General features: G+C 66.7%; 14 protein-coding genes. 7 read left to right on the forward strand and 7 right to left on the reverse strand.

All coding sequences use genetic code 11. The features are described 5' to 3' along the window. Position 1: 1 nt before the first annotated feature. From ASF09_RS16435 to ASF09_RS16445, 3 genes are all read right to left on the reverse strand, one after another. Complete coding sequence (locus ASF09_RS16435; protein WP_060527188.1) at positions 2–895, reverse strand: F0F1 ATP synthase subunit gamma; 894 nt, start codon at positions 893–895, stop codon at positions 2–4. Positions 896–1,057: 162 nt separating this feature from the next. Continuing rightward, positions 1,058–2,587 carry a F0F1 ATP synthase subunit alpha gene (atpA, locus tag ASF09_RS16440; RefSeq protein ID WP_060527189.1) on the reverse strand — a complete coding sequence of 510 codons (1,530 nt, stop codon included), beginning with the start codon at positions 2,585–2,587 and terminating at the stop codon, positions 1,058–1,060. A gap of 4 nt (positions 2,588–2,591) precedes the next feature. Further along, entirely contained in the window at positions 2,592–3,146 is a 555-nt protein-coding gene (locus ASF09_RS16445) for a F0F1 ATP synthase subunit delta (RefSeq protein WP_060527190.1), read from the reverse strand. A 333-nt stretch (positions 3,147–3,479) separates the two neighbouring features. Here ASF09_RS16445 and ASF09_RS16450 point away from each other — a divergent pair, with 333 nt between their 5' ends. Further along, the gene (locus tag ASF09_RS16450) at positions 3,480–4,157 is read left to right on the forward strand and encodes a dienelactone hydrolase family protein (RefSeq protein WP_060527191.1); all 678 of its coding nucleotides are present in this window, start codon (positions 3,480–3,482) and stop codon (positions 4,155–4,157) included. A gap of 290 nt (positions 4,158–4,447) precedes the next feature. Here ASF09_RS16450 and ASF09_RS16455 read toward each other — a convergent pair whose 3' ends face one another. After that, positions 4,448–5,293, reverse strand: a complete 846-nt coding sequence (locus ASF09_RS16455; protein WP_060527192.1) for an oxidoreductase — start codon at positions 5,291–5,293, stop codon at positions 4,448–4,450. Positions 5,294–5,406: 113 nt separating this feature from the next. Between ASF09_RS16455 and ada the strand changes: the two genes are divergently transcribed. Then, positions 5,407–6,465, forward strand: coding sequence for a bifunctional DNA-binding transcriptional regulator/O6-methylguanine-DNA methyltransferase Ada (gene ada, locus ASF09_RS16460; protein ID WP_060527193.1), 1,059 nt, complete (start codon positions 5,407–5,409; stop codon positions 6,463–6,465). On the opposite strand, the gene ASF09_RS16465 is transcribed toward ada, so the two are convergent. After that, positions 6,441–7,943: a S1C family serine protease gene (locus ASF09_RS16465; protein WP_060527194.1), complete on the reverse strand. Its 1,503-nt coding sequence runs from the start codon at positions 7,941–7,943 to the stop codon at positions 6,441–6,443. The genes ada and ASF09_RS16465 overlap by 25 nt on opposite strands. Before the next feature lie 135 nt (positions 7,944–8,078). Here ASF09_RS16465 and ASF09_RS16470 point away from each other — a divergent pair, with 135 nt between their 5' ends. The 3 genes from ASF09_RS16470 (at position 8,079) to ASF09_RS16480 (ending at position 12,754) form a co-directional block, all read left to right on the forward strand. Further along, entirely contained in the window at positions 8,079–9,626 is a 1,548-nt protein-coding gene (locus tag ASF09_RS16470; RefSeq protein WP_056055300.1) for a CpaF family protein, read from the forward strand. Positions 9,627–10,079: 453 nt separating this feature from the next. Continuing rightward, positions 10,080–11,294, forward strand: a complete 1,215-nt coding sequence (locus tag ASF09_RS16475) for a hypothetical protein (protein ID WP_060527195.1) — start codon at positions 10,080–10,082, stop codon at positions 11,292–11,294. Beyond that, positions 11,294–12,754, forward strand: coding sequence for a hypothetical protein (locus ASF09_RS16480; protein WP_060527196.1), 1,461 nt, complete (start codon positions 11,294–11,296; stop codon positions 12,752–12,754). The genes ASF09_RS16475 and ASF09_RS16480 overlap by 1 nt, the downstream gene beginning before the upstream one ends. On the opposite strand, the gene ASF09_RS16485 is transcribed toward ASF09_RS16480, so the two are convergent. After that, positions 12,744–12,929: a hypothetical protein gene (locus ASF09_RS16485; RefSeq protein ID WP_060527197.1), complete on the reverse strand. Its 186-nt coding sequence runs from the start codon at positions 12,927–12,929 to the stop codon at positions 12,744–12,746. The two genes, ASF09_RS16480 and ASF09_RS16485, sit on opposite strands and share 11 nt — an antisense overlap. 3 nt (positions 12,930–12,932) lie before the next feature. After that, entirely contained in the window at positions 12,933–13,487 is a 555-nt protein-coding gene (gene phaR / locus ASF09_RS16490; RefSeq protein WP_060527198.1) for a polyhydroxyalkanoate synthesis repressor PhaR, read from the reverse strand. A 77-nt stretch (positions 13,488–13,564) separates the two neighbouring features. Here phaR and ASF09_RS16495 point away from each other — a divergent pair, with 77 nt between their 5' ends. After that, positions 13,565–14,560, forward strand: a complete 996-nt coding sequence (locus ASF09_RS16495) for an alpha/beta fold hydrolase (RefSeq protein ID WP_235529864.1) — start codon at positions 13,565–13,567, stop codon at positions 14,558–14,560. Between the two features lie 33 nt (positions 14,561–14,593). Next, positions 14,594–15,781: an acetyl-CoA C-acetyltransferase gene (locus ASF09_RS16500; RefSeq protein WP_060527199.1), complete on the forward strand. Its 1,188-nt coding sequence runs from the start codon at positions 14,594–14,596 to the stop codon at positions 15,779–15,781. Positions 15,782–15,856: the final 75 nt, after the last annotated feature.

The following is a 15,856-nucleotide window of genomic DNA, read 5'->3' on the forward strand; positions in this document are numbered from 1 at the left end:
CTTACTTGAGCGCTTCGGCGCCCGAGATGATTTCGACCAGCTCGGTCGTGATCGCGGCTTGGCGGGTACGGTTATACTGGATCGAGAGACGCGTGATCATGTCGCCGGCATTGCGCGTGGCGTTGTCCATCGCGTTCATGCGCGAGCCCTGCTCCGACGCCGCGTTTTCGAGCAGCGCGCGGAAAATCTGGATCGCGACGTTGCGCGGCAGGAGATCGGCGAGGATCGCTTCCTCGTCGGGCTCGTACTCGACGACAGCCTCCGCCGGAGCGTTGGGCTTGGCTTCTGCACCGGGGATCGTCGACAGCGGGATCGGAATGATCTGGATGCCGGTCGGGACCTGCACCAGCGCCGAGACGAACTTCGCGTAGAACAGATGCGCGACGTCGAACTGACCTTCGCCGAAGCGCTTGATCAGGTCTTCGGAGATTTCCTGCGCATCGCTGAACGCGAGCCGCTTGATCTGGCCCATCTCGTGATCGGCGAGGATGTCGTTCGGGAAGAAGCGCTTGATCACGCGCCCCTTCTTGCCGGCGACGTAGAACTTCACGGTCTTGCCCGCCGCGATCAGCTCCTCGGCCTTGCGACGTGCCGCACGGACGATGTTGGTGTTGAACGCACCGGCCAAGCCACGCTCCGACGTCGCGATGACGATCAGGTGGACCTGGTCCTTGCCGGTTCCAGCGAGCAGCGGCGAGGCGCCCGGCGCGATGCCGACGCGCCCCGCGAGGCTCGCCATCACCGCTTCGAGACGCTCGGCATACGGACGCCCGGCGACCGCCGCATCCTGCGCGCGGCGCAGCTTCGCAGCGGCGACCATCTTCATCGCCTTGGTGATCTTCTGCGTCGACTTCACCGAGCCGATGCGGATCTTGAGGGCCTTAAGTGATGCCATCTTCTCTTCCTGCTCCCTCGCTCCTCACAGAGGAGGGTCGGATTACACGCTCTGCTCCCTCTCCCCGTCGGGGAGAGGGTCGGGGTGAGGGGCAGTTGCAAAGCGCAACGCCCGGTACAACCCCTCACCCCAACCCTCTCCCCGCAGGGGAGAGGGAGTTAATCAGGCAAACGTCTTCGCGAACGCTTCGAGCGATGCCTTCAGCTTGTCCTTCGCCTCGTTACCCAGGTCGCGGGTATCGCGGATCAGCTTCAGCACGTCGGCATGGTTCGCACGCATGTCGGCCAGCAGCGCCTGCTCGTAGCGGGTCACGTCGGCGACCGGCACCTTGTCGAGATAGCCGCTGGTGCCAGCGAAGATCGACACGGTCTGCTCCTCGAACGGCAGCGGCGAGAACTGCGCCTGCTTGAGCAGCTCGGTCAGACGCGCGCCGCGGTTGAGCAGCTTCTGCGTCGACGCATCGAGATCCGACCCGAACTGCGCGAACGCCGCCATCTCGCGGTACTGCGCAAGCTCGAGCTTGATCGAGCCCGACACCTTCTTCATCGCCTTGGTCTGAGCGGCCGAACCGACGCGGCTCACCGACAGGCCGACGTTGATCGCCGGGCGAACACCCGAGAAGAACAGGTCGGTTTCGAGGAAGATCTGGCCGTCGGTGATCGAGATCACGTTGGTCGGGATGTACGCCGAAACGTCGCCCGCCTGCGTCTCGATGATCGGCAGCGCGGTCAGCGAGCCGCCGCCGTTGGCATCCGACATCTTCGCCGCACGCTCGAGCAGGCGGCTGTGGAGATAGAACACGTCGCCCGGATACGCTTCACGGCCCGGCGGACGACGCAGCAGCAGCGACATCTGGCGATAGGCGACGGCCTGCTTGGACAGATCGTCGTAGCAGATCAGCGCGTGCATGCCGCGATCGCGGAAATACTCGCCCATCGCGACACCGGTGTAGGGCGCGAGATACTGGAGCGGCGCGGGGTCCGACGCGGTCGCGGCGATGACGATGGTGTATTCCATCGCGCCGTTCTCTTCGAGCGTCTTGACCAACTGTGCGACGGTCGAGCGCTTCTGGCCGATCGCGACATAGACGCAATACAGCTTCTTCGACTCGTCGTCGCCGGCGTTGGCGATCTTCTGGTTGATGAACGCGTCGATCGCGACGGCCGACTTACCGGTCTGGCGATCGCCGATGATCAGCTCGCGCTGGCCACGGCCGACGGGAACGAGTGCGTCGATCGCCTTCAGGCCCGTCTGGACCGGCTCGCTGACCGACTGGCGCGGGATGATGCCCGGTGCCTTGACTTCGACGCGGCTGCGCTCGGTGGTGTGGATCGGGCCCTTGCCGTCGATCGGGTTGCCGAGACCATCGACCACGCGGCCGAGCAGCTCCTTGCCGATCGGCACGTCGACGATCGTGCCGGTGCGCTTGACGATGTCGCCTTCCTTGATCTCGGAATCGCTCCCGAAGATCACGACGCCGACGTTGTCGGCCTCGAGGTTGAGCGCCATGCCCTGCACGCCGTTCGAGAATTCGACCATCTCGCCGGCCTGGACGTTGTCGAGGCCGAAGATGCGCGCGATGCCGTCGCCGACACTCAGCACCTGGCCGGTCTCGCTGACCTGGGCCTCGGTGCCGAAATTGGCGATCTGATCCTTGATGATCTTCGAGATTTCTGCGGCGCGGATATCCATTAGCTTAGCCCTTCATCGCGTGCGCGAGAGTGTTGAGACGCGTCTTGATCGACGAATCGATCATCTGGCTGCCGACGCGGACGACGAGTCCACCCAGCAACGATGGGTCGACGCTGAGGTCGACGGAAACTTCACGGCCGACGCGCTGGCGGAGCTGATGTTTCAGCTCGATCACCTGCTCGTCGGTCAGCGGATGCGCGGACGTCACCTCGGCGGCGATCTCACCGCGATGCTGCGCGGCAAGTGTCCGGAATGCCTTGATGATCTTCGGCAGCGCGCCCAACCGGTGGTTCTCGGCAAGAACGCCGAGGAAGCTCTTGGTAGTCGCATCGACGCCGAGTTCGTCGGCGACTGCGGAGACTGCCTTTACGGCAGCGCCACGCGACACCATCGGGCTGACCGTCAGGTTGCGGAAGTCCTCGGACTGCGCGAGTGCGTCGCGCACGTTCGCCAGGCTCGACTCGACCGCGTCGATCGTCTTCGCGTCACGCGCGAGTTCGAACAGGGCCAGCGCGTAACGCCCGCCTAAGCTCGCTTGAATACCGCCGGATGTCTCCACGGACCTGTCAATCCTCGCCTGAAACCGAAATAGTGCCGTCCCACAGGGGAAGAGGGCGCGAAAGCACCTCTCATGGGACGCGGCGCGGGTAGCATCGGGTTCGCGGATTGGCAACCCGGCGGGAGGGTCAGAGGCACGGGTTTGTGACTGTTTTGTCATTGATCGAAGGTTGGAAGGTTATGATTCCGCCCCTCCCCGTCATCCCCGCGCAGGCGGGGATCCCTATCCTCCGGACCCGGCGCTTTCACCGCACGGCCTGCCACTATGGGTTCCCGCCTCCGCGGGAATGACGGTATTGGACAGGCGTAACGACCAATCGACGAGGACGAGAGAATGACCGGCACGATGGAAACGATGACGATGTCCGACGGCGCGACCGTCGCGGTCTATCATGCGCAGCCGACCGGCGAGCGTCGCGGCGGCCTCGTGCTGGTGCAGGAAATCTTCGGCGTGACCGACCACATCCGCGACCTCTGCGACGAATACGCCGCCGACGGCTACGAAGTCCTGGCACCGGCCCTGTTCGATCGCGAGCATCCCGGTTTCGAGGCGGACTATTCGGGCGAGGGCCTCGCCCGCGGCGTCGAACTCGCGCGGCAGCTCCACCCGTTCGACCTGTCGTTGAAGGACGTCCAGACCTGCGTCGACACGCTCGCCCCCGCCGGGCCGGTGTTCGTGGTCGGCTATTGCTATGGCGGCTCGGTCGCGTGGTTCGCCTCGACCAAGCTCACCGGCGTCGCGGCGGCGAGCGGTTATTACGGCAGCATGATTCCGGCCGCGGCAGACGAGGAACCGAAGGTGCCGGTGATCCTGCACTTCGGCCGCCACGACCACGGTATCCCGATGGAGGGGGTCGAGCAGGTGATCGCGAAGGATTGGCCGAATGCGACGGTGTACGTCTACGAGGCCGGCCACGGGTTCAATTCCGACCGGCGGAAGGATTACCACGAGCCTAGTGCGGACCTTGCCAAGCAGCGCACGCTGGAGTTGTTCCGCGCCAACGGGGGCTGAGTGGCCTCTTCCCCCTTCCCGAACACTAACACCACCCCGGCGGAGGCCGGGGCCCAATTGGAAAGGTGGCAATAATTGGGGGACACGCTCCGTTAGCAACGTCCCCCAATTGGACCCCGGCCTTCGCCGGGGTGGTGGCTTTGGTATAGGACCCACGAGGCAAGGAATCCGACGCAGGCCAGCGCTGTAGACGTGAAGCCAACCCTGCTGCCTTGTTCTCCCGCGAAGGCGGGAGCCCAGTCTGGGTCCCCGCCTTCGCGGGGAAACAACTCTCTGCCAATCCTCCGAAATTACTCCCCCGGGAAATCCGCCCCAAGGCTGTCCGCCTTATGCGCCTCGATCTCCTTCAACCGCTCCGCCAGCTTCTTGGTCACCGCATCATACCCCCAGGCCCCCAGCACCAAGTGCCGCGGCGGGTTCGCATCCTCGGTCAGCGCGATCATTGCCTCGCCAGCCCGCACCGGGTCACCCGCCTGCGTCCCGCTAACCTCCCGCGTCCCATCGAGCCGCTTGCCCGCCGTATCAGCATAGTCGGCGATCTTCACCGGCGTCTGCTTCAACGACCGTCCGGCCCAATCCGTGCGGAACGGCCCCGGCTCGACGCACGTCACGTCGATCCCAAGCGGCTTGACCTCGGCCAGCAACGCATCCGACCACCCCTCGACCGCATGCTTCGACGCAGCATAATAACCCGAGCCGGGAAACCCGACCTGACCAGCGACCGACGTAATGTTGATGATATGGCCGCTCTTCTGCCCCCGCATGATCGGCAAGACGGCCCGCGTAAGCGCAAACAACCCGAACACGTTCGCATCGAACTGCGCACGGATCTCGGACTCGACGCCCTCCTCGACCGACGCCTGATAGCCATAGCCCGCATTGTTCACGAGCACGTCGATCCGCCCGAACTTCGCCTTGGCCTGCGCCACGGCATCGTCGATCTGCGCCTGCTCCGTCACGTCGAGCGACAACGCGAGCGCACGATCCTCCGCACCCTCCGCCAGATCGGCGACGCGATCCGCATCCCGCGCGGTCACCACCGCACGCCAACCGCGCGCGAGCACGAGCTTGGCGAGTTCGCGACCGAAACCGGTCGAGCAGCCGGAAATGAACCAGACGGGCGTGTCGGAGGCCATGAGACATCTTTCGTTAGGAGGTATGCCCAGGAGAACGGCCGGGCATCCGATTGGCTCCGCTTTGACCGCAAGCCACGGGATGCGCGCGCGTCACGACCGGCTATACCGATTCAATGAGCATCGCCCCCGACACCGAAACTGCTTGGACCGCGTTCGAAGCCCGCGATCGCGCGTGGGACGGCCGGTTCGTCGTCGGCGTGAAAACCACCGGCATCTACTGCAAGCCAAGCTGCCCCGCGCGCCACCCGAAGCGCGAGAACGTCACCTTCCACCCCGACGCAGCCAGCGCCCGCGCCGCCGGCTTCCGCGCATGCCTACGCTGCACCCCCGATGAAGTCGGCCGCGACCGCATCGCCGTCGCCGCCGCGGTCGCCCTTCTCGAAGCCGCCGAAGACCGCCTCTCACTGGACGAGGTCGCCGCCAGAGTCGGCTACGCCCCCCATCATTTCCACCGCCTGTTCAAGCGCGCCACCGGCGTCACCCCCGCCGCCTACGCGCGCGCCTTGCGCACCGGCCGCGCGGCCAACGCTCTATCGGAGGACTCGACCGTGACAGAAGCGATCTACGACGCCGGCTATTCCGCCCCCAGCCGCTTTTACGAAGCCGACGCGAAACGGCTCGGCATGCCCCCCAGCGCCTGGGCGCGCGGCGGCGAAGGCGTCACGATCCGCTGGACCACAGCCGACACGAGCCTGGGCACGCTGTTCGTCGCCGCGACCGACAAGGGCCTGTGTCGCGTATCGTTCGACGAAGATGCCGACGAACTCCGCCGCCGCTTCCCCAACGCCACGATCGAACTCGGCGACCAAGCCCTCGCGGACCTGGCTGCGCAAGTTGTCGCTGCCGTGGAGTCCCCGGACCGCGACCACGACCTCCCGCTAGACGTCCGCGGCACCGCCTTCCAGGAAGCGATCTGGCAAGCCCTGCGCACCATCCCGATCGGCGAAACCCGCACCTACAGCGAACTCGCCGCCGTGGCTGGCCGCCCCGCCGCAGTCCGCGCCGCCGGCACCGCGTGCGGCCAGAACCCGGTATCGATCGTCATCCCCTGCCACCGCGCGCAACGCATCGGTGGCGCGCTCGGCGGCTATGCCTACGGGCTGGATCGCAAGCGCGCGCTGCTCGCGGCGGAAGCTCCGAAAGCCGATCAGCGCGCCGACTTGCAGGAATAGACGAGCTTCTCGTTCGGCAGCGGCGGCAATACCGCACGCACCGCCGCCTGCTGACCCGCAAGCCGACCCAACGCCGCCTCGTCCATGTTGCACACGTTCGGCACGACACCCCGCGCGGTCCGCGCCGCCTCCATCCCCGCCGCCGACATCAGGTAACGCGTGTTCGAATAGACGCGCGTCGCCGGATCGAACGACAACACGGACACGGTCTGCTCGGCGTCGGGCACCAGCACGCGGTCCCAGCGACCATTCGCGCCGACATACTGCGTCTTGCCGTTCACACACCCCTTCGCACCCCAGTCGATCGGCACGTCCTCGCTCGACGAGATCGTGATCCGGCTGCGCTCCGGGATCAGCGTGCACATCAGCTTGCCGAGCGCCGCATCGGGCGTCGATATCCGCGTCTTGGGCAGCGCGGACAGCGGCACGTCGACCTCGCCCGAAGGTCGCAGCACGAACACGACGATCGCGACCAGCACGCTCAGCCCGCCGATACCCAGCGCCCACACCGCCTGCCGCCGTTGCCCGCGCGATTCGAGCAGCCCCGCGCTCCCGATAACCAGCGCCCCGGCGACCAGCAGCAGCCCGGCGAGCGCCATCACATTCTCGCGGCTACGCGACGCCTCGGTCCGCGCCTTCTCCAGCGCAACCTCGCGCGTCATCGCATCCTGCGTCGCAGCATCACGCTTGGCCGACGCCGCATCGGCCGTCGCCCGCGCATCCGCGTCGGCGTCCTGCCGCAAGCGATCCTCGATCGAGGTGCACCCCGTCCCGATCGACGCATAAGGCTGTTTCGCATCGTGGAGGAAGCCGGCTAGCTCGGTATCCGCGATTGCGAACCCGAACGTCGAATCGCCCTCCTCGCCGCGCGTGATCGCCGAGTTCACCCCGATCACCCGCCCGCACCGATCGAGCAAAGGCCCACCCGAATTGCCCCGCGCGATGCTTGCCGTATGCAGCAGCACTTCGACACCGCTCAACACGCGCCGCCCGGAAAGCACGCCCTCCGACCGCACCGGCGTCATCGGCCGGATGTAATCCGCCGCCGACCGCGCCGTCGCCAGGTCGACGTTCCCCGGGAAGCCGAGCGACACCACCGCATCGCCCTCGGTCATCGGCCCGGTATACAGCGCGCTCGGCGGCAAGCGCGCGCCGGTGAACTCGATCAGCGCCAGGTCGCGCTGCGAATCATAGGCGATCACCTTGCCCTGGTACGATTTGCTGCCCTCGGTCGGGACGATGCCGACGACGACGTTGTCGGGATAGCGCTCGGCGAGATCGACGACGTGCGCGTTGGTGACGATCCGGTTGGGCGCGATCGCGAAGCCGCTGCCATGGCCGAAGCCGACCACCTGATCGTCGACCACCGCGATCGTCACGACGCGCACGACGCCGCGCCCGGTGGCGGCGATGTCGTCCGCGGACGCGGAACTCGCCAACCCGAAAGTCAGCGCGAGAAGGAGGAGCAGGCGGATCATGCACCAGCCTTCGGGGAGTTACGCGCGGCGATCAACCCTCGGCTCTTATAGGCCGCTATCCGCACGTCCGGTTTGGTTAGCGAATTATCAAGCCTTGGCGCGTAACCCCTTAGGCAATCATCCGGGGATTTGGGCATGAGCGCATTCGGGCGTCGTAGTGGCATGAGCGGGGGGCAGAACGGGGCGCAAGCGGTGCGTCCCGCATTCGGCGTCGCCCGTCCCATGCAGGGTAGTGGCCCAGCGCCGCGACCCGAGCCCGAAGGCGGCGCGCAATTTCCGCCGATAGACTCGCTGCCGATGCCCGGCGAGAGCGACGGCTTTGGCCCCGGCACGATGCCCGCCGGACAGCTGGACGCGATGCAGCGCCTGTCCGATCGCCAGAATGCCAGCGGCGAGGCGGGCAACAGCCGCGTCGAGGGCTTCGAACAGTCGATCCACAAGATCAAGGAACAGGTCCTCCCGCGCCTGCTCGAACGCGTCGATCCCGAAGCGGCGGCAACGCTCAACAAGGACGAGCTGGCGGAGGAGTTCCGCCCGATCATCGGCGAAGTGCTCGCCGAACTGAAGCTGACGCTCAACCGCCGCGAGCAGTTCGCGCTCGAAAAAGTGCTGGTCGACGAACTGCTCGGGCTCGGGCCGTTGGAGGAGCTGCTGGCGGATCCGAACATCACCGACATCATGGTGAACGGCCCCGAGCAGACCTATGTCGAGCGCAAGGGCAAGCTCGAACTCGCGCCGATTCAGTTCCGCGACGAGGAGCATCTGTTCCAGATCGCACAGCGGATCGTCAACTCGGTCGGCCGCCGCGTCGATCAGACCTCGCCGCTCGCCGATGCGCGCCTGAAGGACGGCTCGCGCGTCAACGTCATCGTGCCGCCGCTGTCGCTTCGTGGCACCGCGATCTCGATTCGTAAATTCTCCGCCAAACCGATCACGCTCGACATGATGGCGGGGTTCGGCTCGATGTCGCCGAAGATGGCGACCGCGCTGAAGATCGCGGGGGCGTCGCGGTTCAACGTCGTGATTTCGGGCGGTACCGGCTCGGGCAAGACGACGATGCTCAACGCGCTGTCGAAGATGATCGACCCCGGCGAGCGCGTGCTGACGATCGAGGACGCCGCCGAGCTTCGCCTGCAACAGCCGCACTGGCTCCCGCTCGAAACGCGTCCGGCCAATCTGGAGGGCCAGGGCGAAATCTCGATCCGCGATCTCGTCAAGAACGCGCTGCGTATGCGGCCTGACCGGATCATCCTGGGCGAAATTCGTGGCAGCGAGTGTTTCGATATGCTTGCAGCCATGAACACGGGTCACGATGGCTCGATGTGCACGCTCCACGCCAACTCCCCGCGCGAGGCGCTCGCCCGCATGGAGAACATGGTGATGATGTCCGACATCAAGGTCCCGAAGGAAGCCATCTCGCGCCAGATCGCCGACTCGGTCGAGCTGATCATCCAGGTGAAGCGCCTGCGCGACGGCTCGCGCCGGGTGACCAACATCACCGAGGTGATCGGCATGGAAGGCCCGGTGATCGTCACGCAGGAGCTGTTCAAGTTCGAGTACATGGACGAGTCTGCGGACGGGAAGATCCTGGGCGAGTACCGGTCGATGGGGTTGCGGCCGTATACGCTGGAAAAGGCCAAGCAATTCGGGTTCGATCAGGCGTATTTGGAAGCGTGTCTGTAATGTTGAAAGCGTGCCTGTAGAAGAGCATCGCTAACCCTCCCGCCACCACCCCGGCGAAGGCCGGGGCCCAATTGGAAAGGTGGCAATAATGGAGCGCCGTCCATAATCATCACCGTCCCCCAACTGGGCCCCGGCCTCCGCCGGGGTGGTGCATTTTACGAGCGTTGCGCGCATCCAAGATCGGTCTGCATCGGCCTGATTTTGATCAACCCATTTTCGCAGGGCTAGCTTCGGCAGGCTCGCCCATTTTCTACTGTTCCCTCGCGAACGCGGGGGGCCAGGAGCCCCGAACGCCGCCGCCCGTAACCCTGGACTCCCGCCTTCCCGGAGGAGTGTTCGATCGGATTGGCAGGACCGGATCCACATAACGAGCGCAGCGCGCACCCGGTCGCCAACCCGCCCGGCGAAGCGCCAGCTTGTACGCCGCCACCGACCCGCTACGGACACCCCCACATGCGTCGCGCTCTTCTCACGCTCGTCCCGCTGTTCGCGGTCATCATCGTCTCCGCACGCGAGCCGACCGTGCCGACGCCCGCCATCTCCCCCGAGGCGCGCGACCGCGGCGTCTATCATCTCGCCACCGATGCCGAGGCGCGCTGGGTGCCGTTCGATCTCACCCCCGGCAACCAGATCCGCTTCACGATGCAGCTCGATGGCCGAAAGGTCACCGCGATCCTCGATACCGGAGTCAGCTATACCTTGCTCGCCAAGGCCTCCCCCGCGCTTGATCCCGCCAAGCTGGTCGCCGGCGGCAACGCCAGCGCGATCGGCGGGTCGGTCGCGCTCGGCTGGATGCCGACGCGCTCGCTGGCACTAGGCGGGCTCGCGCGGACCGGCGGCGGCGTGACCGTCGCGAGCCTTCCCGCGATCGCCACCGGCAGCGCCGCCGCAGTCGACCTGCTCGTCGGCGCAGACCTGCTCTCGGGGTACGCGCTCGATATCGATTACGCCGCGCACCGCTTTCGCCTGCTCCGCTCGGGCCGCATGCCGTTCAAGGGCGAGACCGCACCGCTCCGCGTGTCGACCGAACGCACCGTTTACGAGAGCACGATCACGCTCGGCGGCCGACGCCTTGCGCCGATCGTCGTCGATACCGGCGACGGCTCGTCGATCACCGTCACCGCCGCCGGATGGCACGCCGCGAACCTGAAGGCGCTGCCGACCACCACCGCGATCGCGTTCGGCTTGGCTGGCCCCACCGTCAGCGGCCTCGGAATCGTCCCCGACCTGCGCGTCGGCGCGTTGGTCGCGCGCGAAGCCGAAGTGCGGATCGAGCCCGCAGGCGGATTTTCCCAGGCGATCGGCACCGCCGGCCGGATCGGCTCGGGCTTTCTCCAGAACTACCGCGTGCTGCTCGATCCCGGCGCACGCCGGATGATCCTCCGCCGAGGCCCCCGCGCCGACCGGCCGCCGCTGCGCTCGACCAGCGGGTTGCTCGTTGGCATCGAGAACGATCGGCTGAAGGTGCTCCACGTCATGCGCGGCGGCCCCGCAGCCGCTAACTGGAAGGACGGCGAGATGATCTGCACGATCGATGGCGCGGCGGTACCCCGAGATTACGCGACAAATCCAATCGCCGCCTGGTCGGCCGGCGCACCCGGCCGCGTCGTCAATCTCGGGCTGTGCGACGGTTCGACACGCGCCCTTACTCTGCGGAATTTCTACTGATGCCGCGCAATCGGTGGGTGCAGGCGCTGATCCTGCTGCTGGTTGCGCTGGCGGTCCGGGCATGGGATTTCGGCAATCCGGTGATCGATCCCGACCAGCAATATTATCTGCTCGTCGGCGATCGCCTGCTGCACGGCGCGGTGCCCTATATCGACATCTGGGATCGCAAGCCGATCGGGCTGTTCCTGCTGTTCGCCGGCATCCGGACGCTCCCCGGCAACGGCATCTTCGCCTACCAGCTGATGGCGACCTTGTGCGCCTGGGCGACCGCGATCGTCGTCGCCCGCGCGGCAAGGACTATCGGTGCAAGCGATCGCGGCGCGCTCGGTGCAGCGACCGCCTATCTGCTGGTCATCGCGCTGGTCGGCGGCATCGGTGGGCAGGCCCCCGTCTTCTACAATCTGCCGATGGCGGTCGCCGGTCTGCTGACGCTCCAGCTCCCCGCCAAGGCCGCCGCCGGCCAGACCCGCGCGATCGTCGTCAGCGGTATCGCCGCCTGCCTGCTCGCAGGAATCGCGATCCAGCTGAAATACACGCCGATGTTCGAAGGCGCGGCGTTCGGCCTGGCGCACATCTGGTTCCTCGCGCGCACCCGCGCAAAATGGCGACACCTCATCCTTGCAGCGACGGTGTGGGCGGTGATGGGTCTGGCACCGACGCTCGCCGCGACCGGTTGGTACCGCGCGCAGGGCCCGGCGGTATTCGATGCGTTTTGGTTCGCCAACGTCACGTCGATCGCGCTGCGCAGGGGCTATTCGGCGAGCGATCTCGCGATGCGGTTGCTCGGCATCGCCGCGCAGCTGTCGCCGCTGATCCTCGCCGCGATCCTGACGTGGCGGACCCGACCGCGCGGCGGCGTGGCAGGCGAAACGATGCTGGTCGGTTACGCCTGGCTCGGCTTTGCGCTGGCGGGGTTCTTCGCGATCGGCACGTTCTTCGACCATTACGCGCTGCCGCTGGTCGCGCCGCTGGCGATCCTTGCCGCGCCCACCCTCGGGCGTTCGATCCGCTTGCTGATCCTGACCCTGGGCGTGGCGATCGCGATCCTGATCGCCAAACGCCTGCTCCATCCCAGCGACGCTGCCGGCGCCTACGCGGTCGCGCATGTCGTCGAAGCGAACAGCGGCCGCGAATGCCCGTACGTCTTCATCGGCGACACCATCACCTATCATCTCGCGCACGCGTGCCTCCCGACCGCCTACGCCTTCCCCAATCTGCTCGCCTACGACACCGAACAGGGCGCGACCGGGATCGACGAAGCCGCCGAAGTCCGCCGCATCCTCGCCAGGCGACCACCGGTGATCGTCACGTCCGACCGGCGCCTGTCGATCTGGAACCGCGGCAGCCTGCGCGCGGTCAAGGCGGCGCTCGCGCGCGATTACCGCCCCGTCTTCACGACTCCGCGGAACAGCTGGCACACCGTCGTCTATCTGAGGAACGACCGCGCGTTCAGGTCTTGATCGCCAGCCCGACTGTCACCGCAAGCGCGATCAACGCCAGCATCTGCACCGTCGGCCAGTCCACCCAGCCGACCGAGTCCGGATCGCGCCGCCGTCGCCTGCGCCGTTCCCCGAACCCCGCGATGACGGCGAGCGCGGCCAGCCCGCCACTCGCACTCCACAACACCGGCGCCATCAGTCAGCCGAGCTTCTCGACCTTTTCCTGCAACTTGGCGAGTTCGCTGCGCAGCGCGGCGATCTCGTCGTCCTTGCTGGCGGGCGCGGCCGCCGGTGCGACGCCCCCCGCGGCACCGGGCTTGAACGCCTGGGTCGCGACGTCGAACATCTCGAGGTTGCGCTTGGCCAGATCGGCGAAGGGCGAGTTCGCGAACGCGCCCTCGACCGCGGATTTGAACTGGTCGTGATTGCGGCGGAAGCTGTCCATCGACGCCTCCAGATACCCCGGCACCATCGTCTGCATCGAATCGCCGTACATCGAGATCAGCTGGCGGAGGAAGTTTACCGGCATCATCGTCTCGCCGCGGCTCTCCTCTTCCATGATGATCTGTGTTAAGACGTTGTGCGTGATGTCCTCGTCGGTCTTCGCATCGACCACCTTGAAGTCGCGCCCCTCGCGGGTCATCGTCGCGAGATGATCCAGCGTGATGTAGGATGACGACTCGGTGTTATAGAGCCGCCGGTTGGCGTATTTCTTGATGATGACGATTCCGTCGGCAGCCGGTTGCTTCTTCATGGATCCCCCGTCTTATGTTTGAAACGGAGGCTACAGTCTTTGATGACGCACCGCAACAAGGTCCGAGGCCCTTACCCTTGTTCCTATCCGTGCTGCGCAGCGAGACCGCAGCATCGCCCGACCGGATGGCCCGCGCGCTAGCGGGATTGCGCGCGTATCAAGGCGCGCCGCGAGAGAAGCGCCCCGATCGGAAGCCTGCGATCCACCGTGCCGGACGCGTCGCATTGCGCGATTATGGTGGCGAAGGCCGTCCCGTCGTGTTCGTCCCGTCGCTGATAAATCCGCCTGATATTCTCGATCATTCCCCAGACACTTCGCTGTTGCGGTGGATTGCCGCGCAAGGTTTTCACGCTTTGCTGGTCGATTGGGGATCGCCCGGCCCCGAGGACCGCGACCACGACCTGGCGACGCATGTCGAACAGTTGCTGGTCCCGCTGCTTCAGGCGCTGCCCGAGCCGCCGGTGCTGGTCGGCTATTGCCTCGGCGGCACGCTCGCGCTTGGCGCCGCTGCGATCACGCCGGTGGCAGGGGTCGCGACAATCGCCGCGCCGTGGCACTTCGCGGGGTATGGCGAGGGCCGGCCCACGCTGGCCGCGACCTGGGCCGCAGTCCAGCCCGCCGCCGCGCTACTCGGCGTTCTCCCGATGGAAGTCCTGCAAGCCGGCTTCTGGCAACTCGACCCCGCGCGCACGATCGCCAAATACGAAGCCTTCGCCGACCTCGCCCCAAACAGCGACACAGCACGCGCGTTCGTCCGACTCGAGGATTGGGCCAACGCCGGCGCCCCCCTGCCCTACGCCGCCGCCGCGTCGCTGTTCGAGGACTGCATCGCCAACGACCTGCCCGGCAAAGGCGCCTGGGTCATCGCCGGCACCCCAGTCGATCCGCGCGCGCTCGCCTGCCCCACGGTCGAGTTCGTCTCGCTCAGCGACCGCATCGTCCCCGCCGCGACCGCGATCGGCCTCGCCGACCGCCGCGATCTCGGCGCGGGCCATGTCGGCATGATCGTCGGCCGCTCCGCACGCTCGCGCCTCTGGGAACCGCTCGCCAACTGGATCGCCGCTCTCGACTGACCTACATGGGGTCCAAACAAAGAGGATCCCGACATGACAGACCAGCTTCCCACCGACGTCGTCATCACCGCCGCCAAGCGCACCCCCGTCGGCAGCTTCCTCGGCGCGTTCGCTGCCACCCCAGCACACGAACTCGGCCGCATCGCGATCGAAGCCGCGCTCGAACAGGCCGGCGTCGCCGGTGAGGATGTCTCCGAAGTGATCCTCGGCCAGGTCCTCACCGCAGCCCAGGGCCAGAATCCCGCCCGCCAGGCCTCGATGGCGGCGGGCGTCCCGAAGGAAATCCCCGCCTGGGGCGTCAACCAAGTCTGCGGCTCAGGCCTGCGCGCGGTCGCACTCGCGGCACAGGCGATCCAGACCGGCGACGCGACCATCGTCGTCGCGGGTGGACAGGAATCGATGTCGCTCTCCGCACACGCGCAGTCGATCCGCGGCGGCCAGAAGATGGGCAACTTGAGCCTAGTCGACACGATGGTCAGCGACGGCCTGACCGACGTCTTCAACGGCTATCACATGGGCATCACCGCCGAGAACCTCGCCGAGCAATACCAGGTCACGCGCGGCGAGCAGGACGCCTTCTCGGTCGCCTCGCAGAACAAGGCGGAGGCCGCGCGCGGCTCAGGCCGCTTCAAGGACGAGATCGCACCCGTCACGATCAAGGGCCGCAAGGGCGACACGGTGGTGGCCGACGACGAATACATCCGCGCCGGCGCGACGATCGAGAGCGTCTCGGGCGTGAAGCCCGCGTTCAAGAAGGACGGCACGGTCACCGCTGCCAACGCCAGCGGCCTGAACGACGGCGCCGCCGCGCTCGTCATGATGCGCCGCGACGAAGCCGAACGCCGCGGCTCGACCATCCTCGCGACGATCAGGAGCTGGGCCTCGGCCGGCGTCGACCCCTCGATCATGGGCATCGGCCCCGTCCCCGCCACCAAGCGCGCGCTGGAGAAGGCCGGCTGGACGCTAGCCGACCTGGACCTGATCGAGGCCAACGAAGCCTTCGCGGCGCAAGCCCTGTCGGTCGGCAAGGAACTCGGCTGGGACGCATCGAAGGTCAACGTCAACGGCGGCGCGATCGCCATCGGCCACCCCATCGGCGCCAGCGGCGCCCGCGTCCTGACCACGCTGATCTACGAAATGCAGAAGCGCGATTCGAAGCGCGGACTGGCGACGCTCTGCATCGGCGGCGGCATGGGTATCGCGATGTGCGTCGAGCGTTAAACCCACTTTGGTAGCAATGTGACGCTTATGTCACATTGCTCGACAAAACAGTGTGGGAGTGACGTCAACATGAAC

This window comes from Sphingomonas sp. Leaf242 (assembly GCF_001422045.1).
Classification (GTDB): Bacteria; Pseudomonadota; Alphaproteobacteria; order Sphingomonadales; family Sphingomonadaceae; genus Sphingomonas.